Source organism: Variovorax sp. 10N420 (assembly GCF_056394705.1).
The window spans coordinates 234620-261359 of record NZ_JBFTIJ010000006.1 but is presented as its reverse complement, the minus strand read 5'-3'; the positions used below and the strand labels follow the sequence as shown (position 1 = coordinate 261359).

The following is a 26740-nucleotide window of genomic DNA, read 5'->3' as shown; positions in this document are numbered from 1 at the left end:
CTCAGAGATGGATGACGCCTTGCCGGACGGCCTGTGCCACTGCATCCGTGCGGCCGGTGGCGTCGAGCTTGTCGAGCAGCGAGCCCACGTGGAACTTGGCCGTGTGGACGGAGATGCCCAATCGCCGCGCGATGCCTTTGTTCGATGCGCCTTCGGCCATGAGCGCCAGCACTTCGAGTTCCCGCCGCGTCAGGGAGCTGTCTGCATTCGAGTCGGTCTCGGGGTTGGCGTTGGCCACAACCAGAGCGACATCCGCGGGCTCGCCACGCCGCGCGATGCGCACACCGGGAGCGTCCGCAAGCGATGCCAGCAGCCGTTCGGACAATTCGGCGTCTTCGACATCGACCGCGATCACGATCGCATCCGTGGTGCTCGTCTTGTTCAATCGGCCGGCCTTTCGCCGATGGTGATTTGTGCTTCTGTCGGCTGCCCGGCGCGTTGCAGCGACAACTTGACGATGGTGCCTACACTGGCGGGTCCCAGCGAGCGCAACAGCGTCTGCACGCTGCGCAGCGGTTCGTTGTTCCAGGCGAGGATCACGTCGCCTTGATGCAGTCCTGCTGCCGCAGCGGGGCCGTCGCCGTCGATGCTCATGACCATCGCGCCGATGCCCTCCGGCCCGGCCTTCACTGGCTGGAGCGCCACGCCGAGATAGCCGCGCGGCACTCTCCCGTGGGCGGCAAGCTGTGCGGCGACGCGGTCGATGGTCGCGCCCGGAATGACGATCACGCGCCGGCGCGGCCCGAACACGCTCATGCCGATGGCACGGCCCAGCGCATCGAGCGCCAGTCCGCCTTCGGCGCTGCGGCGCATCGTGAGCCCGAGTTCGATGCGTGCGTCGATTTCGCCGCCGCGCAGGCTGCGCCATGCGGGGCCGGAGAGCGCAACCAAGCCAGCAGCCGCGGTCGGCGTGCCGTCGAAAGACCCGATTGCAAGCGCGATCGAACCGACGCGCACCGGCATTGCATCGAACGTGACCGGGGAAGGCGCAGCACTTTCGAGACGAAGCAGCGCAACGTCAGTGCCGGCATCGCGCCCGACGAGCGTAGCTTTGGTGCTTGCTCCGCCTGGCAGGCGCACCGTCAGGTCGGTCGTGCCCGTCAGGTCGTCAGGCAGTGCTTCTTCGCTGGTGACGACCAGCCCGTCGCGCCACGCAATGCCGCTGGTGCGCGCGCGCCCGGCATGCACTGCGACCACGCTGCCCGCTGCAGCGGCGACGACGTCAGCCATTGCTGCCGACAGTTGTTCGAGAGAGAAAGAACGGGGGGTTTCGCGGATATCGGCCATGGGAGCTCCTTAGATGGCTTCATTGTGTGAAGCCGCAAGGGCTTGCCGCTACTGCCCTGTTGGGCAGGGTCAGGGTCGGCCGGGGCACACCACCCGGCTTGCGGACGCCATCAAGCGCCATCGTCCGACAAACCTGGTTACGAAATCGGGGTTAAAGACGAGGGCAGCCAGCCCAACGTCAAGAAATAACGTTTAAAAACAACGCGACAAGAGCAAGTCACTGGCTGATCCGCTGATCCAGACCCTTGAGGGAGGTGCCAGATGTCCGTGCGCGGCAAAGACAATTTCATGGTTTTCGGCTCGCCGAGGATCGAGGAAGACGAGATTCGTGAAGTCGAAGCCGTGATGCGCTCCGGCTGGCTGGGCACTGGCCCTCGGGTTGCGCAGTTCGAACGGGAGTTCGGCCGCTACCGCGGCGCGCCGCATGCCGTGGCACTGAATTCGTGCTCCGCGGCATTGCATCTGTCGCTCTTGGCTTCGGGCGTCCAGCCTGGCGACGAAGTCATCACGACGCCGATGACCTTCTGCGCGACGGCCAACGCGATCATTCACGCAGGCGCAACGCCGGTGCTTGCCGACATCGATCCGAAGACGCTGAACATCGATCCCTCCCAAGTGCGCGCCAAACTGACTTCTCGAACGCGCGCCATCGTTCCGGTCCATTTCGCAGGCCGCCCTTGCGAGATGGACACGCTGATGTCGATGGCACGCGACCAGAACCTCAAGGTCATCGAAGACTGCGCTCACGCCATCGAAACCGAGTACCGCGGGCGCAACGTCGGGACGATCGGGGACTTCGGCTGTTTCTCTTTCTACGTGACGAAGAACCTCATGACGGGCGAGGGCGGCATGGTGTTCGCGCGCAGGGAGGAAGACGCAGCCACCATCAAGGTGCTCGGTCTTCATGGCATGACCAAGGATGCATGGAAACGATTCGGTGACGAAGGCTACAAGCACTATCACGTCGTCGCGCCGGGCTTCAAGTACAACATGATGGACTTGCAGGCTGCCATCGGCCTGAAGCAGCTCGCACGCGTCGAGGCGTACTGGCAGCGGCGCAAGGCGATCTGGGAACGCTACATGGAAGAACTGGCCGACCTGCCCATCGAGCTGCCGCCGGAGATCGCACCCGATACGCGTCACGCCCATCACCTCTTCAGCATCCAGGTCGATAAGGCGCGATGCGGCATTGCGCGCGACGAGTTCCTCGACGCGATGACCGCGCAGGGCATCGGCATCGGCGTGCACTATCTCGCCTTGACCGAGCACCCGTACTACCAGCACACGTTCGGGTGGCGGCCTGAAGATACGCCGCACGCCACGCGCGTGGGCAGGCAGACGGTTTCGCTGCCCCTTTCCGCCAAGCTGACCGATGAGGATGTCGACGACGTGATCGAGGCGGTGCGACGGGTCCTGCAGTGACGCGCTCGGGGATGTCGCATCGTGCAGATCTCCATCCTCATTCCGGCATACGCCCGACCCGAGCAGCTCGGCGAAGCGCTTCAAAGCATCGCGATGCAAGACCGCGCGCTGATCGGCGAGATCATCATCGGCGACGACAGTCCGCCTCGCTACTGGCCCGCGAACCGGGCGGCCGTTGCCGCGAGCGGGCTGGCAGAGCTCATCGAATACGTGCCGAGCGATCCGCCCAAGGGGATCTATCCCAATCACTGGTTTCTGGCATCGAAGGCGCGCTTCGAACATCTGCTCTTCCTGCACAACGACGATCTGCTCCGCCCCTTCGCCTTGCGAGCGCTGGCCGATGCCTGTGCCAACGAGAGCGACCCGCGCGTGAAGCTCTGGTTCGGCAAGCAGCAGATCATCGACGAGTCCGGTGCGGTGGACACGTGGAATTCGGCGAGCAACGACTTCTGGTACGGCAGGGACGGGCCGGGCGGTGCCCGCCCTGTGTGGGAATGGTGCCTCACGGAGTCCATCCCCGCGGACGCCTATCTGGTGGAGAAGGCCACGTATCTGCAACTCATGCGAGGTGAGCGCGACGGCAATGTCGGGGATTGGGCCTTCTCGGTGAGGCTGGCCAACAGCGGCAACTGGGCGCGTCTGGTTGCGGAGCCGGTCTCGCGCTACAGGGTGCAGAAAGGGTCGGTCACCAGCAGCGGACGTGGCGTGGACGCGCATCGGGCGTTCGAACTCGCCCGCGAGCTGCGCGTGCCGGCCGAGTTCGAAAAGGCGAGGGCCAAGCGCCTTTATCGCCACATGCTGGTCGTGGCAAGCCGCTATGTGCGGGACGGAGAGCGGATGAACGGATGGCGCGCGTTCCTGTCGCCGCACATTCCATGGTGGCAGCGGTTCACGCTGCGCTCGGCCTGGGTGCTGGTGATGCTGTCCACGCCGCGTTCGCTGTGGCATTGGGCCCTGCGCTACAAGGAGTGAGCCGCAACGCGTCGCAGTCTGGAGGCGGTAGCATGCCGCCTCGAAAAAAACTCATCGCGACGCAATCATGGCCACTTTCGAATGGATCATCATGCTGCTGCTTGGCGCGGCGCTGCTCGCCGCGCTCGCACGCAAGGTGGGCGCACCGTATCCGACCTTTCTTGCGCTCGGTGGTGCCGCGCTCGCGTTCGTTCCCGCCAGCCCGAACTGGACGCTCGATCCGCAACTCGCGCTGACACTCTTCGTCGCGCCGGTGCTGCTCGATGCGGCATACGACACCTCCTTGCGCGACCTGCGCATGAACTGGCGCCCGATCGCCGGGCTTGTGCTCGCGGCGGTCGGCACCACGGTGTTGGCAGTCGCACTTGTTGCGCGTTGGCTGGTGCCCGAGATGCCGTGGCCGGTGGCGATTGCATTGGGCGCGATCGTCGCGCCGCCCGATGCCGCCGCCGCAACAGCGGTCATGCGGCAGGTCAAGCTGCCGCACAAGCTGCTGAAAATCCTCGAAGGCGAGAGCCTGTTGAACGACGCGAGTGCGCTGCTGGTCTACCGGCTCGCGATCATGAGCGTGGTGGCGGGCCATCTGGGCTTCGGCAGTTTCGCGCCGGTGTTCCTGCTGACGGTGTTCGGCAGCCTCGCGGCCGGCGTCGGTTGCGCGTTCGTGTTGCGGCCGCTGACGAGCGGGCTTCGTGAAGTGCCCATTGCGCTGATCATTCAGTTCTCGCTCACGTTCGGGGTCTGGATTGCCGCCGAGGCGATCGGTCTTTCCGGCATCCTGACGCTGGTGGCCTATGCCATGACGGTGGCGCGCCGCGGTGGCACGCAAATGCCGGCGCACATGCGCGTGCCGATCTTCGCTGTGTGGGAGACGGTGGTCTTCGTGCTCAACGCGTTTGCGTTCGTGCTGATCGGCATGCAGTTGCGGCCCATCTGGCAGCGTCTCGAAGCCGGCGGTTCGCGCAATGACGCGGTCGTCACCGCGGCGGTGGTGCTCTGCGTCACTATCGCCGCGCGCTTTGCATGGGTGATGAGCTACAAGGTGCTGACGCATCGCCGTGCAAGCCGCGAGGATGTTCCGGCCCGGCCCGTCGTCGGCAGTGCGGTCGTGCTCTCGTGGGCGGGGATGCGCGGCATCGTCACGCTGGCGGCGGCCTTTGCCATTCCGGAGACGCTTCCGAACGGTTCGCCCTTTCCCTATCGCGATCTCATCTTGCTGTGCGCGTTTGCAGTGGTGCTCGGCACGCTGGTGCTTCAGGGACTGACCATCGGCCCTCTGATCAAGCGCCTGGGCCTGACCGACGACGATCCCGTCGGTCGCGAAGTGCGCCTGGGGCGCGCGAATGCGTACGGCGCGCTGCTCGATGCAATCAAGGACGACGAGACGCTGCCTGCGAAGCTGCTTCGCAAGGAATACGGCGCGGTGGTCGAACTGAACACCAGCGAATCCCGCGAGGCAAGGATCGACGAAGTCCCCGGCGGGCCGCTCAGGCGCCGCGCCATCGCGGTCGCCCGGCAGCGTGCCTTCGAGATGCGGCGCGATGATGTCATCGGCGACGATGCGTTTCGCGTGCTGGTGCAGGAGCTCGATTGGGCCGAACTGAGCGCGGGCGGCGGCAGGCGCGATTGATGCCGCATCGGGCGGCTTCTGGTGGGCGCCTTCTTCTTTCATTGATGTCCAGTCCGCATCAATGCTGCCCGCCGTTTTCATCGAAGCAAGCGCCGCCCCGGCCCTACGATGAAGCACGAGGTGGCAGTCATGACAATGGACTTTCAACGTGCAGAGGTCGCGGGCGACAACAAGGGCGGCGACGCGATCGCGGAATTCTTCGCCCACAGCGCAGAGGACAGGTACTGTGGCTGGGATCTTTTCGCGAACGTCGCTCACTGGGCAAGCGTCTCGGCCGGCATTGCATTCATGGTGGCAGCCGGCCTCGATCTCTTCTAGCCCGCTTCAGGAAGCCGCGCGGCAGACTCCCGATGCTGCGAGCGCCGCTGGCCGATTGAGGCGCGCGGACGCAGCGGCTGTGCGGGTGCTCGCGGTATGGATCAGAAGTGCAGCAACGACCATGGACATTCCCAGGAGTTCGTTCGCCGAAGGCAGCTTGCCGAGCGCGACGCTCATCAACAGCGCCGAGACGGGGACGAAGTTCAGGAAAGCGGTGCCGGTGACAGCGCCCATGGTGCGTACGCCGTAGTTGAAGGCAAGCACGGCCACCGCCGAAGAAATCAGGCCCACATAGGCCAGCGCGTGCCACGACAGCATCAGTCCGGAGGCGCTCGGAACATCGGCCACTCCCGTGGCGGTGGCGACCACGGCACCCAGCACAAGCAGCGGCCATGAGGCGACGACGGTGAGTGCGCTGTATTCGACGACATCGAGCCTGTCGGCAAACTGCGCGGCGCCGCGTGTGTACCAGACCCACCCGAGCGTGCCGAAGAAGGCCATCGCATCGCCGAAGGCAGTGGACTCGCCGGTGCCCGCGCCATGCGGCGACAAGACGCCGGAGACGATGACGACACCGGCCAATGCGAGCAGGCTCGTCAGGACGGTGACCCTGGAGGGGCGAATGCCGTCGAGCGCCCAGCGCAGCAACTGCGTCGTCATCGGCGTGGTGGCCATGATGATCGCCCCGTGCGACGGTACCGAATGCGCGAGCCCGGTCAGCAGCATCACGCTGAAGACCCCGAAGCCCGCCAAGCCTCGCATTGCAAGCGGAACCGCATACGCTTGCAGCTTGATCCACGGCGCGGCGCCGCGTGGCGCCAGCAGCGCGACAAAGAGCATCGCTGACAGGCTGTAGCGGATCAGCGTGAGCCAGAAGGGGTCGACGTGGTGCAGCACGCCCTTGCTGACGAGGAACATGCCGCCCCAGGCGGATGTGGCAAGCAGCAGTGCGGCAATGCCGAGCGTACGGGGATGATTTGTCATAGAGTGCCTCAGGCATTGAATTCGATGCCTGGAGCATGGGCGCGGAAGCGGCCGGCGACCATTCGTTTCTTTGGACCGGGGCCTCAGGAAAAGCGAATGGCCGAAGGCCCGCGATGCACGCACAATTTGCCGCATGGAGCTCTACCAACTCAAGACCTTCGTCGCCATCGCGCGCGAAGGCAGCCTGACGCGCGCTGCCGAACGCGTCTTCACCAGTGCGCCGGCGGTGAGCGCGCAACTCAAGGCACTGGAGGACGAACTGGGCGTGAAGCTCTTCGACCGCACCCCGCGTGGCATGACGCCGACCGAAGCCGGCGTGAGCCTGCTCGAAGAAGCCGAGCGCACCTTGGCCTCGGCAACGCGCATGCGGTCGACGGCGGAGCAGATTCGCGGCGCCGCGCAGGGCGTCGTTCGCTTCGGCACCGTGGTCGACCCAGTGGCGCTGCGGCTGGGCGATGTGCTGGTGAAGCTGGCCGAGCGACATCCGCAGGTCACGCTGCAACTGCAACAGGGGCTGTCGCACCAGACGCTGGAAGGCGTGCGGCGCGGCGAGCTGGACTGCGCCTACGCCCTGAGTGACAGCGAAGAGATCGAGGGCCTGGTCGTGCAGCGCCTCGGCATCGTCGACTTGGTCGTCACGCTGCCGCCGCCGCTTGCGAAGGCGCATCCGGCGCTCACCCTCGAATCACTCACCACCCTGCCGTGGGTCGGCACGCCGGCCTCGTGCATCCTGCGCGCGCATCTGGACGGCCTCTTCGCGAGCATTGGCCGCGAGTACCGTCCGACGCAGACGGCCGACAGCGAAACCGCCATGCGCGCGATGGTCGCCAGCGGACTTGGCGCCGGGCTCTTGCGTCTCGATCAAGCCGAGCAGGGCGAGCGACAGGGTGAGCTCTCCATCTGGCAAGGATGGCGTTCGCACACCTGGCTATGCTGGGTTGCGCCTGCCGGCGGCAAGCGCACCGCGGCGGTCGACGCGGTCAGGGGCGCGGTGCTCGAAGCCTGGGCTTGACGACCGGCGCTTCAAACGCGCGCTCCGCAGCGTTAACCTAGCGCCATGGACGCTCTTGCTTTGCAGCGCAATCTTGTCGGCGCACCGATCGGGCCCCCTCCACCGGCACCCGACCTGCCCACGCCATTGCCACCCGCCCCACCTCCGCCGCCGCCGCCCGTGGTCGATCCACCCGCGGCAGATCCTCCACTGGTGGAGCCCGGCGCGCCGGCGCCGGTGGCCGATCCGCCGCCCGGCGCGTCCGCCATCGGGGCGCTCGGGGTGCTCGGACGCGTACACGCGCGACGGTTGCGCGAGGTCTATCGGTCGGCCGGCTGGCCGTGCTGCGATGCGATCGAGATCGACCTGCTCGCCGCTGGGCTTCTGGAACGCGTGCGGTCCGCGCACGGCCACGAAACGCTGCGCGTGACCGACGCAGGCATCGCGCACATCGCGACTTCGCTGGTCATCCATCGCGGGGCGCTCTCGCGGCACGAGGCGCTCGTGGAGCGGATCGCACGCGAGATGACGCGGGCAGGGCGCATCGCATGGCGGGGACTCAGCCTCCGCGCGCGGCTCGCGCCCGTTCCCGGAGACGACAAGGCCCGATGGTGCATTGCGCGACCGGATGTGTTTTCGATCCGCAACACCAGTGTGGAGGCTTATGCGCAACCTGTCGTGCATGAGGTCAAGGTGAGCCGGGCCGATCTTCTGAGCGACTTGCGCAAGCCCGACAAGCGTGCGGCCTATCTCGACCTGGGCGGCGAATGCTGGTACGTGCTGGGCTGCGATGCGCGCGGGAGGCCGATCGGCGAGCCGGACGAGATTCCGGCGGAATGCGGCGTGCTGGTCGCGCAGGCGGAGCGGCTGGTCGTGGCGCGTGCGGCCGTCCACCGTGCCCTCCCGCGCATGCCTTTCGGCATCTGGATGGCGCTTGCGAAGGCGCAGCCTGTGGCGGGGTTCGAGGACGAAGTGCAGGATTCCCTGACCGGCATCGACGGTCATCCATCATTGACCGGCAACGACGGTCAACGCGCGTGAATCGATCGCGCCTCCAGCACCTTCGCGAGCACTTCCACCCCGGCCGAGATGGCCGCCGGCGGAACACTGCCGAAGCCCAGCACCAGCCCGTTGTCATTGACCTGCGTCAGCGCGAAGCGCCCGATGGCCGACGTGCTGATGCCGTGCAGTTCGGCGTCGCGCGCGATCGCGCCCTCGGAGACATGACGGGGTAGCTGCGCGATCGTGTGCAGCCCGCCATGCGTGGGCACGATGTCGAGCAGTCCGCCCAATCGCGCGCGGCAGGTGTCGACCAGGGTTTCATGCCGCTCCAGATAGAGTTGCCGCATGCGGCGCAGATGGGCCGAAAAATGGCCCTCGTCAATGAACTCGGCGACCACCGCCTGCGTGTGCGAAGGCACGCCCTGCAGGAAATGGCTCATGATGATCCTGAAGGTGTCGACCAGCGCGGGCGGCGCCAGCAGGTAACCCAGCCGCAGCGCCGGAAACAGCGACTTGCTGAAGGTACCCACATAGATCACGCGGCCGGTGGTGTCCACGCTCTTGAGCGTCGGCGGCGGACGCCCGCGGAAGAAGAACTCGCCGTCGTAGTCGTCCTCGATGATCCAGGCACCCGCGCGCTCCGCCGCATGCAGCAGCCCGAAACGGCGCTCCAGGCTCATCACATTGCCCAGCGGCTGCTGGTGCGAAGGCGTGACGAAGGCCAGCCGGAAGCGCGGCGCCAGCCGAAGCCCCTCGCTCACGCGCAGGCCTTCGTCATCGACGGGCACAGGCACCAGTTCGGCGCCGGTCGCGATCAAGCTGTTGCGTGCACCGATCGCTCCCGGGTTCTCGAACCAGACCTTGTCTCCCGGGTTCAGCAGTGTCGAGCCGATCAGGTGAAAGGCCTGCTGGGCGCCGCCGACGATGAAGAGTTGCTCGGGGTCGCAGGTGATGCCTCGATTGGCACGCAGGTGCGAGGCGATCGCGCGGCGCAGTTGGGGCGATCCGTTGGGGTCGCCGTAGCCCATGAGCTCGTCGCGCCCCCCACGCAGGTACTTGGCGGACAGCCGCGCCCACTGGGCCTGCGGGAAGGCGTCGAAGGCGGGCAGCGCAGTCGTGAAGGCGCGGGTCACGTGCGGGAGCCGCTGGCGGGTGCCGAAGCGCTGCACCGCCTGCTGCATCACGGTCGAGAGCACCGGCGGCTCGGGCCGCGGGGCGGCCTGCGTCGACTTCGATGCCGGCTTCAGGGGCAACGGGCGAGCCGCGGCCAGCACGGCACTCACGAAGGTGCCGGCGCCGGTGCGCGACTCGACCAGCCCTTCGGCGCCAAGGCGGTCGAAGACTTCGATCACGGTGGTCCGCGAGACGCCGATCTGCTTGGCCAGGGTACGGCTGGCGGGCAATCGGTCGCCGGCATTGAAGCCGCCGCTCAGGATCATCTCGCGCAGCGCGACGCACAGGCGAGTGCTGATCGGCTGCTGCGAACCAGGGTCGATGCGCAGCGAAAGCAGCAATGATCCGCCGGCGCGTTTGACCATGGAATCTCCTTGTTGTCGTTTTCAAAATGGTATCAGTCAAACATCAGAATGGACCTGTCTTGCAGGCCACTTCGCGCCCAATATGGAGGCCTTGCTTCCATCGGTTCCACCGGTTCCGCCTCATGAAGATCCTGAAGATCGAGACCTTTTCCAATCGCCATGTCGGTTTCGTGCGGGTGACCGGCGAAGACGGTCGCCAGGGCTGGGGCCAGGTCTCGCCTTACAACGCCGATATCACCTCGCAGGTGCTGCACCGCCAGGTCGCGCCCTGGTCGCTGGGCCAGGACGATGAGGATCTCGATGCGCTGGCCGACCACATCGCCGAGCGCGAACACAAGTTTCCCTGCGCCTACCTGTACCGGGCGATCGGCGGCCTCGACACCGCCTTGTGGGACTTGCGTGGCAAGCGCGCAGGCAAGAGCGTGTGCGAACTGCTGGGCGGCACGCCGGGGCCGCTGCGCGCCTATGCCTCATCGATGAAGCGCGACATCCGGCCGCAGGACGAAGCCCGCCGCCTGCTGGCCTTGCGCGACCGTGACGGCTTCGATGCCTTCAAGTTCCGTGTCGGCGCCGAGTGCGGCCACGACGTCGACGAATGGCCGGGCCGCACGGAGGAGATCGTGCCCACGGTGCGGCGCGCGCTCGGCAGTGGCGCCGCGCTCCTGGTCGACGGCAACAGCGGCTTCTCGCCGGGCCGGGCCATCGAGGTCGGCGCCCTGCTGCACGACCAGGGCATCGAGCACTTCGAGGAGCCGTGCCCCTATTGGGAACTCGACCAGACGCGGCAGGTGCGTGAGGCGCTCACGCTGGACGTCACCGGCGGCGAGCAGGACTGCTATCTCCCGATGTGGAAGCACATGATCGCGAGCCACACGGTGGACATCGTGCAGCCCGACGTCTGCTATGTGGGTGGCATCTCGCGCACCTTGCGCGTGGCGCGGATGGCGGCCGAAGCCGGCCTGCCGTGTACCCCGCACAGCGCCAACCTTTCCATGGTCACTGTGTTCACCATGCACATGCTGCGCGCCATTCCGAATGCGGGGAAGTACCTCGAATTCTCGATCGAGGGCGCCGACTATTACCCATGGCAGGAAGGCCTGTTCGTGCGCGCGCCTTATGCGGTGCGCGACGGCCATGTCACAGTCCCGGACGAACCCGGGTGGGGCGTGGAAATCGACCCGGAATGGTTGGCGCGCTCCAGCTACCAGCTCTCGGAGTTGGGCCGATGAACACCGAGCTTAAGGCACTGGTGCGCGAGGCCCAGGCCACGGGCCGTATCTCCGGCCTGCCGGGTGAACACTTCATCGACGGCCGCTTCACGCCTTCTGCGCAAGGCGCGCGCATGGAGACTTTCGATCCGGGCACGGCCCAGGCTTTTTCAAGCTTTGCCGTGGGTGACGCCGACGATGTCGATGGTGCGGTGCGTGCCGCGCAGGCTGCGCTGCGGGGCCCGTGGCGCGCGTTCGCACCGGCGCAGCGAGGGCGCCTGTTGTCGCGCATCGCCGAGCACATCCGTGCCTCGGCCAATCGGCTCGCCGTGGCGGAGACTCTCGATTCCGGCAAGCGCCTGTCGGAGGCGCAGGCCGACGTCGCCGGCGCGGCCGCCACCTTCGAGTACTACGCGGGTGCCTGCGACAAGCACCAGGGCGACAGCATTCCGCTGGGCGCCGATCACCTGGCCTACACGGTCAACGAGCCGGTGGGCGTCACGGCCCACATCATTCCCTGGAACTACCCGCTGTCGACTGCTGCGCGCGGCATCGCGCCCGCGCTCGCTGCCGGCTGCACCGTGGTCGCCAAGCCGGCCGAGCAGACGCCGCTGACCGCGCTGATGCTGGCCGCGCTGTGCGGGGAGGCGGGCCTGCCCGATGGCGTCTGCAACGTGGTCACGGGCACCGGCGCCGGGGCCGGTGCGGCGCTGGTGCGGCATCCGGGCGTGCAGCACATCAGCTTCACAGGATCGGTGGCGACCGGCATTCAGGTCATGCAGGCGGCCGCGGCGCACGTCACGCGACTGGTGCTCGAACTCGGCGGCAAGTCGCCCGTGGTGGTGCTGGCCGACTGCGACATGGATGCGGCGATCGAGGGCGTGCTCGGCGCCATCTACGAGAACGCGGGACAGATCTGCTCGGCCGGATCGCGGCTGGTCATCGCGCGCGAGATCCACCAGGCCTTCGTCGAGCGACTGCAGGCGCGGGTCGAGGCGATGACGTTGGCACATGGCCTGCGCGACGCCGGCATGGGCCCGGTGAATTCGTTCGCACACCGGGAAAAGATCGCGGGCTACGTCGATAGAGCGCGTGAGCGCGGCGTGTGCGTGCGCACCGGCGGCCAGACCAGCGCCGACCCGCTGACTGGGCGCGGCTGGTTCTATCAGCCCACCATCCTGGACGACCTGGAACCGCAGGACGAGGCGGTGCAAGAAGAGATCTTCGGTCCGGTCCTTGCCGTGCAGGTCTTCGACGACCTGGAGGAGGCGGTGGCGCTGGCCAACGGCACCGCCTTCGGGTTGGTCGCCGGCATCTACACCGGTAGCTTCTCGGCGGCGCATCGGCTCGCACGCGACATCGACGCGGGGCAGGTCTTCATCAATGAGTATTTCGCTGGCGGCATCGCGGTGCCCTTCGGCGGCAACAAGCTGTCGGGCTTCGGCCGCGAAAAGGGCATGGAGGCCTTGCGCAGCTACAGCCGCATCAAGTCGGTGGCGGCGCGTATCGCATGATCGGAATCGGCGACGCCGGACCTCGCCGCGTTGGGAATGACTGTGCAAGATGATTCGACAAGGAGTGAATCCATGAAGAGACTTTCGATCCGCAGGCGCCTGACGCTGGGAACTCTCGCCGCGTTGAGTGTGTTGCTGGCCGGGCATGCCGCCGCGCAGCAGCAGTTGACCATCGTGTCCTTCGGCGGCGCTTTCCAGGAGGCGCAGATGAAGGCCAAGTGGGCCCCGGCAGCAAAGGCATTGGGCATCACGCTCAAGGAGGAAACGTACACCGGCATCGCCGACCTGCGCCTCAAGGCCAAGGCCGGCGCGGTGAGTTGGGACATCGTGGGCAGCGGCGCCGGCAGTGCCGCACGCGCGGGCGCTGAAGGTCTGCTGGAGCCGATCGACTACAAGACCGTCGACGTCTCGACCTTCGGGCCCGGACTGGCCACCGAATACTGCGTGGGCGGCACCGTGTTCTCCAACGTCTTTGCCTACAACACCAAGACCTACCCGGACGGGCGTCCGCAGCCGCAGACCTGGGCCGATTTCTGGGACGTGAAGAAATTTCCCGGCAAGCGCTCTTACCGAAACGCGGTGGCCGGCTCGCTCGAGCCAGCGCTGATGGCCGACGGCGTGCCGCCCGAGAAGGTCTACGAAGTGTTGTCGGCTCCCGGCGGCATCGAGCGTGCGCTCAAGAAGATCAAGGACCTGAAGCCCAGCATCGCAGTGTGGTGGTCCTCGGGCGCGCAGCACGCGCAGCTCATGAAGGACGGCGAGGTGGACATGGTGACCGGCTGGAACGGCCGCTTCGACGGCGTCATCAAGGACGGCGGAAACGTCAAGTACGGCTACGACCAGGCGATCCTCGACGTCGATTGCTACGCCGTGCCCAAGGGCGCGCCGAACCAAGCGCTCGCCATGAAGTTCCTGAACGAGATCGGCAAGCCGCAGTACCAGGCGGAGCTCGTGAAGTACATCAACTACGGCCCGACCAACAAGAAGACCTTCGAGGGCAGCGCCATCGACCCGGCAGTGGCCAAGGGCCTGCCCACTTATCCTCAGAACGCCGCGAAGCAGATCCTGCTGGATCCCGCCTGGTACCTGAAGAACGAAGCCCGTGCGGCCCAGATGTACCAGAACATGCTGACGGAGTAGCCCGCGCAGGGCGGGCTCCTCGATACTTGGCGGCCCGCGCGGCGGACTGCACAAACTTTTCAGAAAGCAGGTTGATGCATGGTGCGCAATTCGTCGCTGCCGATCTCGATGCGCCAGGTGACCAAGAAGTACGGCAACGTCTTTGCGCTCGACCATGTCGACCTGGACATCCGCAGCGGTGAATTCCTGACCCTGCTCGGGCCCTCGGGCTCGGGCAAGACCACGCTCCTGACCGTGCTGGCCGGCTTCACCCGGCCCGACCATGGCAGCCTGAAATTCGGCGATGCCGAGATGATCGCCACGCCGCCGCACAGGCGCGGCGTCGGCATGGTGTTCCAGAACTACGCGCTTTTCCCGCACATGAGCGTGGCGGACAACGTGGCGTTCGCGCTGCGGCTGCGCGGGGTGAGCCGCCGAGAGAGCGCAGAGCGCGTGGAAAAGGCCCTGGAGATGGTGCGGCTCGGCGGCTACGGCGCGCGTGCCATCGACCAGTTGTCGGGCGGCCAGCGCCAGCGCGTGGCGCTGGCCCGCGCAATGGTCTTCGAGCCGCGCATCATGCTGATGGACGAACCGCTGTCGGCACTCGACAAGCAATTGCGCGAGCACATGCAGATCGAACTGCGCCAACTGCACGACAAGCTCGGCATGACCACCGTCTACGTGACGCACGACCAGCGCGAGGCGCTTACGATGTCGGACCGCATCGCCGTCGTGAATGGCGGCCGCATCGTGCAGCTCGACACGCCGCGTGCCATCTACGAGCGCCCGTCTCATCGCTTCGTGGCCGAATTCATCGGCGAATCGACCTTCGTGCCGGTGACGGTGGAGCAGGGGCGGGTCATGCTGGCCGAGCGCACGCTGCGTGCGGCCGAGCATCCTGGCGCCGATGGCGCGCGGCTGTTGATGTTGCGTCCTGAGCGCTTGCGCTTGCTGGCGGCGGGGCAGGCCGACACCGACCTTGAGCTGAATGTCTTCGATGGCAGGCTGGTGGCGCAGGTGTACCAGGGTGACAGCGCCTTGCTGAACGTAGCGCTCGACGATGGCACGATGATCTGGCTGCGCCATGCCATCCATGCCGCGGGCCAATCGCCACCCGAGCAGGGCGCTGCAGTGCGGCTGGGCCTGAGTCCGCGGGACACCGTGCTGCTGCCCCCCGAAGGAGCCTCGCCATGACGGTGCTGGCCGCCGCGTGTGCGGATCCGCTGCCAGCACAAGGCCACGCCGAACCCAATGCGCAGACACTGCGCCGCGTCGCGCAATGGGAGCGGCTGGGCCTGCTCGGGCTGGTCGCGCCGGCACTGGTATTGATCGCTGTCACGATGCTGGTGCCGGTCGCCTGGCTGTTCTACCTGTCGCTGTTGTCCGATAGCGGTCAGTGGACTCTCGAGAACTATCAGCGGATGTGGGAGCAGCCCTCTTACTGGCGCACCTTCGCGACCACCTTCCAGGTCAGCCTGATGACCACCGGCCTGTGCATGCTGATCGGCTATCCGCTGGCCTATTGCCTCTCCGAGTTGCCGCGGCGGGCGGCCAACCTCTGCATGATCGCCGTGCTGCTGCCGCTGTGGACATCGCTGCTGGTGCGCACCTATGCGTGGCTGGTGCTCCTGCAGCGCAAGGGGCTGATCAATGAATGGGGAATCGCGCTGGGCTTGTGGGAAGAGCCGCTGGCACTGGTGCACAACCTTACCGGCACGCTGATCGGCACGGTGCACGTGATGCTGCCTTTCCTGATCCTGCCGCTGTATTCATGCATGCGCGCCATCGACCGCGACTACCTCAAGGCCGCTGCCAACCTGGGTGCTTCGCCGGCACGCACCTTCTGGCTGGTGTTCCTGCCGCTGTCGCTGCCGGGCCTGACCAGCGGCGCAGTGATCGTCTTCATTCTGTGCCTGGGCTTCTACATCACGCCGGCGGTACTCGGGGGCGGCAAGGTGATCATGGTGTCGAGCCGCATCGCCAACGACATCGAAGTGTTCTTCAACTGGGGAGCGGCCAGCGCGCTGGGTGTGGTGCTGCTGGTGCTCACGGTGGCGGTCATCATGCTTGCATCGAAGCTGATGGGTGCGCGCGGCCTGTTCGGCGGGCAGGAGGCGCGATGAGCGTGCTCGATTGGCTTAGGCGACCGGTCACGCAGACCCAGGTCACGCGCGGCGGGCGGCTCTGGCTCTACGCGCTGGCGGGGCTCGTGATGCTGTTCCTGGTGATTCCGACCTTGATCGTGATCCCGATGTCGTTCTCGGCCTCGCAGTACCTCGAGTTTCCGCCGCGCGAGTGGTCGCTGCGCTGGTACACGAGCTACTTCGCTTCGCCGTCCTGGATGCAGGCCACCGCGACGTCGCTCAAGGCAGCGGCGCTGACCACGCTGGTGGCGACGCCGCTCGGCACGATGGCCGCCTATGGCTTGCATGCCTCCCGCTGGCGTTTCGCGGGGCTGCTGACGATGTTGCTGCTGACGCCGATGGTGGTGCCCGTGATCCTGATCGGCATCGGCGTGTTCTACGCCTACGTGAAGCTCAAGCTCGTGAACACGCTGCTGGGCCTGGCGCTCGCGCACAGCATGCTCGCGGTGCCGGTCGTCATGATGGTGGTCGCGTCTGCGCTGAAGTCTTTCGACCTGAACCAGGAGCTGGTGGCCCGCAGCCTGGGCGCCTCGCGGCTGCGCGCCTTCTGGCTGGTGACGCTTCCGCAGATTCGCTTCGGCGTGGTGACCGCTGCCGTGCTGGCTTTCCTGACCTCTTTCGACGAGGTGGTGGTGTCGCTTTTCGTCTCGGGCGGCGACCATTCGACCTTGACGCGCAACATGTTCAATGCGCTGCGCGATCAGGTCGATCCGACCATCGGCGCGATCTCGACGTTGATCATTTCCGTGTCGTCGCTGCTGCTGGTTTTCACCCAGTTCATCGGAAAACGGGATGTGCGCTGAAGGCCCGCCCGCGCCGTGACGGAATTCGACTTCATCGTCATCGGCGCAGGGTCGGCGGGCTGCGTGCTGGCCAATCGACTCACCGCTTCGGGGCAGCATTCGGTACTTCTGCTCGAAGCGGGCGGCAGCGACCGGCGCTTCTGGCTCAAGGTGCCGATCGGCTACGGCACCTCGTTCTACAACCCCGCCGTGAACTGGATGTACCGCACCGCGGCAGATCCGGGCCTGGCCGGACGCCAAGGCTATTGGCCGCGCGGCAAGGTGCTCGGCGGATCCAGCAGCATCAATGCCATGGTGTTCGTGCGCGGCCAGCCGGCCGATTTCGACGAGTGGGCCGCGATGGGCAACGGCGGTTGGGGCTGGGATGACGTCTTGCCGTGGTTCAAGAAGCTCGAGGACAGCGACCATGGGCCCAGCGCATCGCGCGGTGCGGGCGGTCCGCTGCGCGTCAGCGATGTGAGCGGCTCGGTGCATCCGCTGTGCCAAGCCTATTTGCAATCGGGCGCGGAGCTTGGGCTGACGGTCAACGACGACCTCAACGGCGCCAGCGCGGAGGGCGTCGGCATCTACCAGATCACGACCCGCAATGGACTGCGTGAATCGGCCAGCACGGCGTATCTTCATCCGGCGATGAAACGCGCGGCACTCACCGTGCGTACCGACGCACAGGTCACGCGGATCCTGTTGTCCGGCACGCAAGCGACCGGCGTCCGTTTCCGGCTCGGTGGTCACGTGCACGAAGCGCGTGCGCGGCGCGAGGTGATCCTGTCCGCCGGGGCGATCAACTCGCCCCAACTCCTGATGCTCTCGGGGATCGGTCCGGGCGCGCAATTGCAGGCACACGGGATTGCCACCGTTGCCGAGCGGTCCGCGGTGGGGCAGAACCTGCAGGACCACCTGTGCATCGATCACCTGTATCGGTCGCGAGTGCCGAGCCTCAACACCGAGCTGGGGCCATGGCACGCGAAGCTCTGGGCAGGCATGCGGTATATGGCCGGCCGGCGCGGACCGTTGGCGCTCAGCGTGAATCAGGGCGGTGGCTTCGTGCGTTCGCGTCCGGGCCTGGAGCGGCCCAACCTGCAGCTCTATTTCTCACCCTTGAGCTATCTGCGTGCGCGCACCGGCAAGCGGGAATTGATGCGGCCCGACCCCTATCCCGGCTTCCTGCTGGGCGCACAGCCGTGCAAGCCCACCAGCCGCGGTGAGCTTCAGTTGCAAGGCGTCGATCCGCTGCAGGCGCCGCTCATCATGCCGCGCTCGCTGGACACCGAGAGCGACCGCCAGGACATGCTCGAAGCGACGCTGTTCCTGCGCAAGCTCGCGGCCACGCCGGCGCTGCGCTCGGTGATCGAGAGCGAGCTGGTTCCGGGCCCGCAGATCGAGTCGCGCGAACAACTGCAGGAGGACATCCGCCAGCGCGCATCGACCGTCTTTCATCCTGTCGGGACTTGCCGCATGGGTCCAAGAGCCGAGGACTCGGTCGTCGATTCGCGACTGCGGGTGCACGGCATAGAGCGGTTGCGTGTGATCGATGCCTCGGTTTTTCCCACCCTCCCTTCAGGCAACACCAATGCCCCAACTCTCATGCTGGCCGAGAAGGGCGCAGCGGCGGTCCTCGCCGACCATGAGCCAACGAGCCTTCGATGAAAAATCCCGACGTTGACCTGCTGGCCGATTGCAAGCTCGCCCCTTACTGGTGGGACGACGTGCCGCGTCCCGCCATCGCCGAGGCCCCGCTGCCGCCAAGCGTCGACGTGGCGGTCATCGGCGCCGGCTACACCGGCCTGCATGCGGCGCTGCAGACCGCGCGCGGCCAGCGCTCGACCCTCGTTCTGGATGGCGAGGAGGCCGGCTGGGGCTGCAGCACGCGCAATGGCGGGCAGGTCTCCACGAGCATCAAGCCCAGCTTCGACCAGCTGGCGCGCCGCCATGGTTCCTCGCTGGCCTTCGAGATCCTGCAGGAAGGGCAGCGGTCGCTGGCTTTTGTCAGCGATTTCATTCGCAGCGAAAAGATCGACTGTGATTTCGGCGCGGTCGGCCGCTTTCACGCCGCGCACAACCCCGCGCAGTACGAGGCGCTCGCCGCGAGGATGCGTAATCAGCCCCATGGCCTCGAGGTCGATGCCCACATGGTGCCGCGCGCCGAGCAGCGCAGCGAACTCGGCACCGACGCGTACTGGGGCGGGGCGGTCTACACGCAGCATTGCTCCGTGCATCCGGCCCGATACCACCAAGGACTGCTGGAGCGCGCACTGGCAGCCGGCGTGCAAGTGGCGCCGCGCACGGCCGTGACCCGCGTCGACAAGCTCGGCGACCGCTTCGTGGTGCAGACCCTGCGAGGTGCGGTCTCTGCGCGGGACGTGGTCGTGGCGACCAACGGCTACACCGGCGGAGTCACGCCGTGGCTGCAGAGGCGCGTGATTCCGATCGGCAGCTACATGATCGCGACCGACCCATTGCCGCCTGGGCTGATGGATCGCCTGATCCCGAAGAACCGGATCGTCAGCGATACGCGCAAGGTGGTCTATTACTACCGTTCCTCGCCGGATCGCACGCGCATCCTCTTCGGCGGCCGTGTCTCGCATCAGGAGACGGATCCGCGCGTCAGCGGACCGAAGCTGCACGCGGACATGGTGAAGGTTTTTCCGGAGCTGGCGGGTACGCGAGTCAGTCATTCGTGGTGCGGCTTGGTGGCCTACACCTTCGACGAGCTGATGCACGTCGGCAAGCACGACGGCATGCACTATGCAATGGGTTACTGCGGCGCTGGAGTGGGGACTTCCAGCTACTTCGGCATGCGCGTCGGCCAGCAGGTGCTGGGCCTGGCCGAGGGCCGCACGGCGCTCGACGGGCTGGCCTTTCAGACCCGGCCTCTCTATACCGGGAATCCGTGGTTCCTCGCGCCTTCGGTTCGTTATTACCGGTGGCGCGACAGTCGGCCGGTCTGATCCTCTTCGACTCGCTCTCTTCGACTCGCGATCAAGCCAAGGGCCGCCGACCGTTCGCGATTCCGCGCGGGATTTCCCCAATTTTCGGCGCGCTGTCTCAAATTACAGTGCCGTAACTTACGTATTTGTAAGTTCTTTCCCCGCCTCATGCATCGCTGCGCGTGAAGGCGGTACGGCCGGTCAGCAATTCTGGAGACGACAGATGAACAGACAATCAACCCTCCGACTGCGGAAGGTTTCGCTCGCCGCAATCCTGGGGTGCATGTTGATAGGTGGACTGGCGTCTTGCGGAGGGGGCGGCAGCGCGAGCGGCTTTCCCATCGGTGGGTCGGGCAACGCAGGTGCCTCAGGGAACGCAGGTGCATCAGGCAACGCAGGCACGCCGGGCGCACCGCAGACGCCAGAACCGGCCCAACTCAAGATCGCAACGCTGTCCAGCCGCGCCGACCTGGTCAGCGGCGGCGACACCTTGGTCGAGGTGAGTCTGCCCACCGGATTCGATGCCAAGGACGTTCGACTGACTCGCAACGGAGATGACGTCACGGCGGGCCTGACAGCCAGCGGCGACGGGCGCAACTTGCGTGGCCTGGTATCGGGACTTTCCATCGGGGACAACAAACTGGTCGCCACGATCGGAACGAACAGGGCCCGCGGCGAGCTTGTGATCACCAATCACTCGATAACCGGCCCGATGTTTTCCGGCGCGCAACTCGCGCCATTCGAATGCCGCACCACCGAATCCGGCCTCGGCGCACCACTGGATGCCAACTGCTCGGTTGCCACGCGTTATGACTGGTTCTATTTCACGAGTGCCGGTGTGCGCAAGGCGCTGACCGATCCCCTTGGCCCCAGACCTGCGGACGTTGGCACCGCCACGACGATCGACGGGAAGACCGTGCCGTTCATCGTCCGCGTGGAGTCCGGCACCATCAATCGCTCTATCTATCGCATCGCTGTTCTGGATGACCCCTCTGTCGCCGGCCAATGGAACGGCACAGGCTGGAATCAACGGGTCGTCTTCCGATTCGGCGAATCGACCGGCGCGCAATACAACCAAGGCTCCAACTCGCTGAGTGACGCGTTCAAGTCGGACGCCATCGACCAGCAGAGCATCACGGCGCTTCAACGGGGCTTTGCCTACGTCGTGTCGACGCTCAACATCAACAAGGTGAACGTGAACGACGTCGTGGCAGCGGAAACCGCCACCATGATTCGCGAGCACATTGCCAAGGCTTACGGCCTGCCGCGCTGGATGGTCGGCATGGGAGGCTCCGGCGGCGCGATTCAGCAAATGATGATTGCGCAGAACTACCCCGGCGTTCTTGACGGCATCATGCCGGACTCCGCCTTTGCCGATGTGTTCGGGACAGCGATGGAGGTGTCGGATTGCCGCCTGCTCAACCGGTACTTCGGCGCAAATCCTGTGACGTCGGCCGTTCGCCAGGCCTTCGAAGGCCACATGAACACGCCGCTGGGCACCACCTGCGCCACATGGGACGCAGGCAACGGCGACGCGGTGGTGGCCACCAGCGGTTCGGTGTCGCCTGCATGCGGGCTCATCGACTCGAGCAAGGTCTACAACGCAGTGACAAATCCGGCGGGCGCGCGCTGCAGCGTCTACGACATGAACGTCAACACCCTCGGACGTGACGCGACCAAGGGATTCGTTCGCCGGCCGCTGGACAACATCGGTGTGCAGTACGGTCTCGACGGATTGCGCAAGGGCATCATCTCGACGACACAGTTCCTCGATCTCAACGAGAACATCGGAGGCTACGACGGCGACGGCAACATCATGAAGCCGCAGCGCACCCAGGCCGACGCCGAGGCCCTTGCGCGCAGCTACGCCATGGGGCGCATCGGCTCGGGCAGTGGCGGCCTGGCCACCGTGCCGATCCTGAGCGTGCATCCGTACGCTGAACCGGGAGGCGACATCCACACCATCTTCAACGACATCAAGATTCGCGAGCAACTGACGAAGGCAAACGGGCGCGCCGACAACCAGGTGATCTGGTTGTTTCCGAACCCGCAACTGGCGCAGGTGCTGGGCAAGCCCGCCCAAGTGGCGCCACTGTCGCAGTTGCTGCGCGACGTGACGTTGACGCGCCTTACCCTCATGACGAACTGGCTCGATGCAATCGCCGATGACCCCGCCCCACTCACGCTCGACAAGGTCGTGCAGCACAAGCCGGTCGACGCGGTCGACTCCTGCTGGGACGTCAACGATGGCGCGCGCTACAAGGAAGTCGCAACGCTGAACGGCAGCGGCAAGTGCAACACCCTGTACCCGAAGACTCCCTCGCCGCGCATGGTGGCCGGTGGACCGCTGTCCGATGACGTGCTCAAGTGTCAACTCAAGCCGATCGACCCCGCGGACTACGCGCCAGTCGTGCTCACCGACCCCGAAATGCAGCGGCTGCGGGGCATCTTCGCGCAGGGCGTGTGCGACTTCTCGAAGACGGGCGTCGGGCAGTCGAAAGTGAAGGGCGTGTGGCTTAGCTATTGAGGCTCGCGGCTCTCCTCAGGCCACAGGGGTTTTCGGTTCGCACCTTCGCAGGGATTTCCCCGATTCTCTCGGCATTCCGCCAAATTACAGTTATGTAACTTACATGGTCGTAAGTACGTGGGTACGAAAACAACTGAAGCGGATTGCTCGAATAGCGAAGGAGACAAACGTGTCGAATCGGATATCCATTACTGTTGCCGCAGTTGCGGCGACCCTGCTCTATGGCTGTGGAGGAGGAGGGGGCTCTGGCACTTTCCCGAGCGTGCCCAGTGCCGCTGCCCCGGCACCAAGTGCACCCGCTCCCGGCGCACCTGTCGCGGGCGACCCTGGCCCGAGCGCACCTGTTCCCGGGGCTCCCTCCGACTATCCTGTGCAGTTGGGCAAGGTCGGTCCCATTGCTTCGGACAACCCCCGTCAGCAGCCCTTTGCGTGCGTCACCCAGCAGATCGGGCTGGGGCAGCCGGTCGTCGACAACCAGAACGGTATCGGCCTGCCAGTGACAGACACAAACGGCAAGGTCGTCGGCTACAGCGCCGACTGCGGCATGGCGATGCGGGTCGACTACTTCTACCGGAAGGTGGGCGCTCCGAATGACAATTCGAACTTCACGCCTTACGACCCTGCCAATCCACCGAACGACGTCGCAACAATCAACGTCAATGGCAAGGACGTGAAGTTCATCGTCCGCTACGAGCGGGGATCGATCAATCGCTTCCTGTACGGCATAGCGATGCTGGCGCCCAATCCGGACCCGAAAAATCCAGGCGCCATCGATTCGTCGGCCTGGAACAAGGATCTGGTCTTTCAGTTTATTGGCGGAACGGGCGTCGGCCATACGCAAGCCCATATCGGCAATGCAACGCGCGGCCTGGTGAACCCTGCCCAGCAGGAACAGCTGCCTTACTTGCTGCAGCAAGGCTACGCGGTTGCGCTGTCGTCCGGCATGGCCACTTCCACCACGTACAACCTGATGCTCACCGGTCAGACCGCATCGATGATCAAGCAGCAGTTCACGGCTGCCTACGGCAAGCCGCGCTTCACGTTCGGGGTCGGCTCCTCCGGTGGCGCCGTGCAGCAGTCGATCTACGCGCAAAACTATCCTGGGCTCCTGGACGCCGCGATTCCGATCCAGAACTTCCCGGACATGATCACTCAGTTTGCACCTGTCGGCGACTGCGAACTGCTGCACTACTACTTCGACAAGGTCGACGCGCAGGTCAACGGGACCGGCGTGGTCAACCCCAAATGGACGTCATGGGCCAATCGCGCATGGGTCACCGGCCTGCACGCTATTGACGGCTTTGCCAAGCCCACTTCGGCGATCCTGCCGGGCACGACAACCGCAGTCAAAGGCTCGGATGTCTGCATGGAGGAGTGGCGTGGTGCCATTCCAATGTTCATGGACCCGTACTGGAGCCAAGTCAGCTACGCCGACGGCAGTGTGAAAGTTCTGGGCGCCAAGGGCATCGCGTCGACCTTCTGGGGGTACTTCAACGATGTAGTGACGGTTCTAACCGGCGACCTCTCCGCGAAGCCTTCGAACACGACGCCGACGACCTATGACAACGAAGGCGTGCAGTACGGCCTGACCGCACTCAAGGCCGGCAAGATCACCGTCGACGAGTTCCTGTCACTGAACGCACACGTCGGCGGCTGGAAGGCCGGTCAAGACTTCCTGCCAGAAGGTTTTCCATACCTGGGCGACGGCAGCAACACGAGCGACTGGGATCCATGGAGCGCGCGCAACGCGTCCGCCATGAGCCATGCCCGCAATCCGAACGACATCGCGCCCCGTACCGTCGCAAGCCCGGCCAGTCTGGCGGCTATCCAGAATGCGTACAAGGCGGGCCTGGTCTTCCGTGGCAAGGTCGACATTCCCTTCATCCACATTCAGCCTTACCTGGAGGCCGAACTGAACGAGCATGCGACCCGCGAACCATTCGCATCTCGCCAACGCCTGATCGAAGCCAGAGGCAATGCTGACAACCAGGTGATCTGGATGACGGCCGCGGGCGACGATGACTCCAAGGAGGCGCCCATCGTGCAACAGGCGCTGCAGGCCGAGACGCAGTGGTTGCTGACCGGCAGCCGCCCGAGCAGCGTCCAGGACCAGTGCTATGACAGCAACGGCAGCGTCATCGCATCGGGCCCGCACGTCTGGGACGGCCAACTCTCGGCAGACGGCACCCAGATCGTGGCCGACACCCTGAACGGCGGTGCCTGCACGAAGCAGTTCCCGATCTACTCGGATGCGCGCTTGGCATCGGGCGCGCCCGTGTCGGGATCGATCTTCAAGTGCGCGCTCAAACCGGTCGTCAGCGCTTTGCATGACGGCACCTATGGCGGCGTGTTCTTCAGCGTCGCCCAGGAACAGCGCCTACTGCAGATCTTTGCTACTGGCGTGTGCGACTACAGCAAGCCGGACCAGGGCCGCCCTGCTGGCATATAGGCCGAGCATCGGCTGAGCATCGAACGGCCATGAGGCCCGGCCGGTTTCGGATGGGTCCATCCGAAACCGGCCTTTTCTTTTCTGGTGCACTTGCTCGGCACCGACGGGTTCCGTAGCGCCGCCCGGACACAATACGGCCCACCCCACCCAAGACGAAAGCGTCAACTTGACTCCTCCCATTCCGAAAAAGCTCAGGATGCCCCGGCCCGAGCGTGAGCGCCAGATCCTGGGCGTTGCGCTCGACTTGTTCATTTCGAAGGGATACCAGGGGACGACGATGGAAGACATCGCCGAGGCTGCCGGAGTGACCCGGCCCGTTGTCTACAACCTCTTTGGCGCGAAAGACACGATTTATCTGGCATGCCTTCGGATCGCCCGCGGACACCTCGATCAACGCCTCAGCGAAGCGTTCGGCGCAAACACCCATACCACCGGACGTGAACGCTTGCGAGCCGGCATCGAAGGCTATTTCCAATTCGTGGAACAAGATCGCGCAGCGTGGCGTTTGCTGTTTGGTGGTGGTGTGGCGGTGGCAGGATCCGCTGTTGACGAGGCCCGGCGGATGCGCTTCGACACGGTCGATGGAATCGCAGGACTCCTCACGCCATTCATGCCCGGAGTCGCCCAGCCGTTTGTCGTCATGCATGCTCACGCCCTCTCGGGTGCCGCCGAGCAGTTGGCCAAGTGGTGGGTTGAGAATGAACAGGTCGAACGTTCGGTTGTCGTGGATCTCTTGATGAATCTGATGTGGCGAGGATTCGAGGCGCACTTCACCACTTGAATCCGCGGCCTAGAAGCTGTGCTTCATGCCGAAGTCGTACCCATGAGAGCTTTGGTTCGGCGCTGTGATCCCGCCGTTTACCGCGACGGTCGAGAAGCCCGAGTTGCTCACGTGTGCGAACGTCGCGTAGAGGGCCGTGCGCTTCGAGAAGTTGTAGACATAGCCGATGGCGAACTTGTCCGCACGGGGATCGCCGATCGCGTTCGTGCCGTATGAAGAATAGGAAAGCTTCAACTGGTCGTACGCAAAGACCGGAACGACGGCGCCCACGATGTACCCGGTGCCGGTCACCGGGATGAACTGGTCGACCTTGTCGTGGAAGTAGCCCGCAGTGACCTTCACGACCTTGAAGTCGTAGGAGGCGCCGACGTTGACCACCGGAATGTCGCCTGTGGTGAGCGTCCGGGCATACAGCGTCTTGCCTGTCGATACCGCAATACCGAAGGGGCCGGCGCCCCAGCCGATGCGAGCGGCATAGCCGTTGCCATCACTCACGTGCGGCAACCCGGTGGTGTTGTCGTTCTCGCCCATGAAGTACTGAACTTCGCCGAAGAATCCGGCGAGGTTGCCCGGCAGGAAATAGCCGACCATGTTCGATACCCGCGTGGCGGTCGTCCCCGCGATCGAGCCCACGTAGGGTTGCGAGGCGCCGACGCCATTGGTCGAGAAAGGATCGGTCTGGTCGCGGTTGCGATAGGTGGCCGAGAAATCCCGCCCCAATCGCATTTCGCCCCAGAAGTCCATCAGGCTGACCGTCGAGCGACGATTCGGGCTGAAGCCCGCCACAGAGCCATTGGGCTGGTTATTGATGTTGGTGCTGCCGCCCGTCCCGTCGTCGACGTTGTAGCCGAACTCCAGCCAGAAGCCCGCTGCGAGACCACCGCCCAAGTCCTCCACACCGCGAAAGCCCACGCGCGAAGACGTGTTGCCGCCGCTCGTCAGGGCGGTCTTTGTGCCGATGCTGCCGGTGCCGTAGGAGATGGCCGCATCGGCAACTCCGAATAGCGTGACGCTGCTGCTGGTCGCCGGCGCCTGTACGACGCTCGATTGCGCGAAAGCGCCGGACGTGACGAACAGACCGGCCGCCAAGACTGCCCCGAGTTCCCTCATGTGGTTCTCCTCATCTT

The 26740-nt window shown here is 65.5% G+C and carries 22 protein-coding genes; 17 read left to right on the top strand and 5 right to left on the bottom strand.

Translation table 11 applies throughout. The features are described 5' to 3' along the window. Position 1: 1 nt before the first annotated feature. Positions 2 to 385: a helix-turn-helix transcriptional regulator gene (locus AC1DEK_RS17625; protein ID WP_478126560.1), complete on the bottom strand. Its 384-nt coding sequence runs from the start codon at positions 383 to 385 to the stop codon at positions 2 to 4. Beyond that, on the bottom strand, positions 382 to 1287 hold the full coding sequence (locus AC1DEK_RS17620; protein ID WP_478126559.1) for a S1C family serine protease: 906 nt from the start codon (positions 1285 to 1287) through the stop codon (positions 382 to 384). Before AC1DEK_RS17620 ends, AC1DEK_RS17625 begins: the two co-directional genes overlap by 4 nt. A gap of 261 nt (positions 1288 to 1548) precedes the next feature. On the opposite strand from AC1DEK_RS17620, the gene AC1DEK_RS17615 reads away from it, so the two are divergent. The 4 genes from AC1DEK_RS17615 (at position 1549) to AC1DEK_RS17600 (ending at position 5626) form a co-directional block, all read left to right on the top strand. Then, on the top strand, positions 1549 to 2709 hold the full coding sequence (locus AC1DEK_RS17615; RefSeq protein WP_478126558.1) for a DegT/DnrJ/EryC1/StrS family aminotransferase: 1161 nt from the start codon (positions 1549 to 1551) through the stop codon (positions 2707 to 2709). A 21-nt stretch (positions 2710 to 2730) separates the two neighbouring features. Then, on the top strand, positions 2731 to 3681 hold the full coding sequence (locus AC1DEK_RS17610) for a glycosyltransferase family 2 protein (RefSeq protein WP_478126557.1): 951 nt from the start codon (positions 2731 to 2733) through the stop codon (positions 3679 to 3681). Between the two features lie 67 nt (positions 3682 to 3748). Next, the gene (locus tag AC1DEK_RS17605; protein ID WP_478126556.1) at positions 3749 to 5308 is read left to right on the top strand and encodes a cation:proton antiporter; all 1560 of its coding nucleotides are present in this window, start codon (positions 3749 to 3751) and stop codon (positions 5306 to 5308) included. A gap of 129 nt (positions 5309 to 5437) precedes the next feature. After that, complete coding sequence (locus tag AC1DEK_RS17600) at positions 5438 to 5626, top strand: hypothetical protein (RefSeq protein WP_478126555.1); 189 nt, start codon at positions 5438 to 5440, stop codon at positions 5624 to 5626. 6 nt (positions 5627 to 5632) lie between these two features. Here AC1DEK_RS17600 and AC1DEK_RS17595 read toward each other — a convergent pair whose 3' ends face one another. Continuing rightward, a complete protein-coding gene (locus tag AC1DEK_RS17595) occupies positions 5633 to 6610 on the bottom strand; it encodes a DMT family transporter (RefSeq protein WP_478126554.1) in 978 nt (325 codons plus the stop codon). Between the two features lie 133 nt (positions 6611 to 6743). On the opposite strand from AC1DEK_RS17595, the gene AC1DEK_RS17590 reads away from it, so the two are divergent. Further along, positions 6744 to 7622 (top strand): LysR family transcriptional regulator, encoded by an 879-nt coding sequence (locus tag AC1DEK_RS17590; RefSeq protein WP_478126553.1) that lies wholly within the window; start codon positions 6744 to 6746, stop codon positions 7620 to 7622. A 45-nt stretch (positions 7623 to 7667) separates the two neighbouring features. Continuing rightward, positions 7668 to 8642, top strand: a complete 975-nt coding sequence (locus tag AC1DEK_RS17585) for a hypothetical protein (RefSeq protein ID WP_478126552.1) — start codon at positions 7668 to 7670, stop codon at positions 8640 to 8642. Here AC1DEK_RS17585 and pdxR read toward each other — a convergent pair. Continuing rightward, a complete protein-coding gene (pdxR, locus tag AC1DEK_RS17580; RefSeq protein ID WP_478126551.1) occupies positions 8630 to 10141 on the bottom strand; it encodes a MocR-like pyridoxine biosynthesis transcription factor PdxR in 1512 nt (503 codons plus the stop codon). The two genes, AC1DEK_RS17585 and pdxR, sit on opposite strands and share 13 nt — an antisense overlap. 122 nt (positions 10142 to 10263) lie before the next feature. Here pdxR and AC1DEK_RS17575 point away from each other — a divergent pair, with 122 nt between their 5' ends. The 11 genes from AC1DEK_RS17575 to AC1DEK_RS17525 all read left to right on the top strand — a co-directional run bounded on the left by AC1DEK_RS17575 (position 10264) and on the right by AC1DEK_RS17525 (position 25613). Then, the gene (locus tag AC1DEK_RS17575) at positions 10264 to 11370 is read left to right on the top strand and encodes a mandelate racemase/muconate lactonizing enzyme family protein (RefSeq protein WP_478126550.1); all 1107 of its coding nucleotides are present in this window, start codon (positions 10264 to 10266) and stop codon (positions 11368 to 11370) included. Next, positions 11367 to 12863, top strand: coding sequence for an aldehyde dehydrogenase family protein (locus AC1DEK_RS17570; RefSeq protein ID WP_478126549.1), 1497 nt, complete (start codon positions 11367 to 11369; stop codon positions 12861 to 12863). Before AC1DEK_RS17575 ends, AC1DEK_RS17570 begins: the two co-directional genes overlap by 4 nt. Positions 12864 to 12935: 72 nt before the next feature. Further along, the gene (locus AC1DEK_RS17565; RefSeq protein ID WP_478126548.1) at positions 12936 to 14003 is read left to right on the top strand and encodes an ABC transporter substrate-binding protein; all 1068 of its coding nucleotides are present in this window, start codon (positions 12936 to 12938) and stop codon (positions 14001 to 14003) included. Positions 14004 to 14081: 78 nt separating this feature from the next. Then, the gene (locus tag AC1DEK_RS17560; protein WP_478126547.1) at positions 14082 to 15176 is read left to right on the top strand and encodes an ABC transporter ATP-binding protein; all 1095 of its coding nucleotides are present in this window, start codon (positions 14082 to 14084) and stop codon (positions 15174 to 15176) included. Next, positions 15173 to 16105 carry an ABC transporter permease gene (locus AC1DEK_RS17555; RefSeq protein ID WP_478126546.1) on the top strand — a complete coding sequence of 311 codons (933 nt, stop codon included), beginning with the start codon at positions 15173 to 15175 and terminating at the stop codon, positions 16103 to 16105. The genes AC1DEK_RS17560 and AC1DEK_RS17555 overlap by 4 nt, the downstream gene beginning before the upstream one ends. Further along, positions 16102 to 16929, top strand: coding sequence for an ABC transporter permease (locus tag AC1DEK_RS17550; RefSeq protein ID WP_478126545.1), 828 nt, complete (start codon positions 16102 to 16104; stop codon positions 16927 to 16929). Before AC1DEK_RS17555 ends, AC1DEK_RS17550 begins: the two co-directional genes overlap by 4 nt. 15 nt (positions 16930 to 16944) lie before the next feature. Continuing rightward, positions 16945 to 18576, top strand: coding sequence for a GMC family oxidoreductase (locus AC1DEK_RS17545; RefSeq protein WP_478126544.1), 1632 nt, complete (start codon positions 16945 to 16947; stop codon positions 18574 to 18576). Then, on the top strand, positions 18573 to 19877 hold the full coding sequence (locus AC1DEK_RS17540) for an NAD(P)/FAD-dependent oxidoreductase (protein WP_478126543.1): 1305 nt from the start codon (positions 18573 to 18575) through the stop codon (positions 19875 to 19877). Before AC1DEK_RS17545 ends, AC1DEK_RS17540 begins: the two co-directional genes overlap by 4 nt. Positions 19878 to 20079: 202 nt before the next feature. Beyond that, entirely contained in the window at positions 20080 to 22383 is a 2304-nt protein-coding gene (locus AC1DEK_RS17535) for a DUF6351 family protein (protein WP_478126542.1), read from the top strand. 169 nt (positions 22384 to 22552) lie between these two features. Continuing rightward, entirely contained in the window at positions 22553 to 24832 is a 2280-nt protein-coding gene (locus AC1DEK_RS17530; protein ID WP_478126541.1) for a DUF6351 family protein, read from the top strand. 166 nt (positions 24833 to 24998) lie between these two features. Then, positions 24999 to 25613, top strand: coding sequence for a TetR/AcrR family transcriptional regulator (locus AC1DEK_RS17525; RefSeq protein WP_478126540.1), 615 nt, complete (start codon positions 24999 to 25001; stop codon positions 25611 to 25613). A 9-nt stretch (positions 25614 to 25622) separates the two neighbouring features. On the opposite strand, the gene AC1DEK_RS17520 is transcribed toward AC1DEK_RS17525, so the two are convergent. Next, positions 25623 to 26723, bottom strand: a complete 1101-nt coding sequence (locus tag AC1DEK_RS17520) for a porin (RefSeq protein ID WP_478126539.1) — start codon at positions 26721 to 26723, stop codon at positions 25623 to 25625. Positions 26724 to 26740 lie beyond the last annotated feature (17 nt).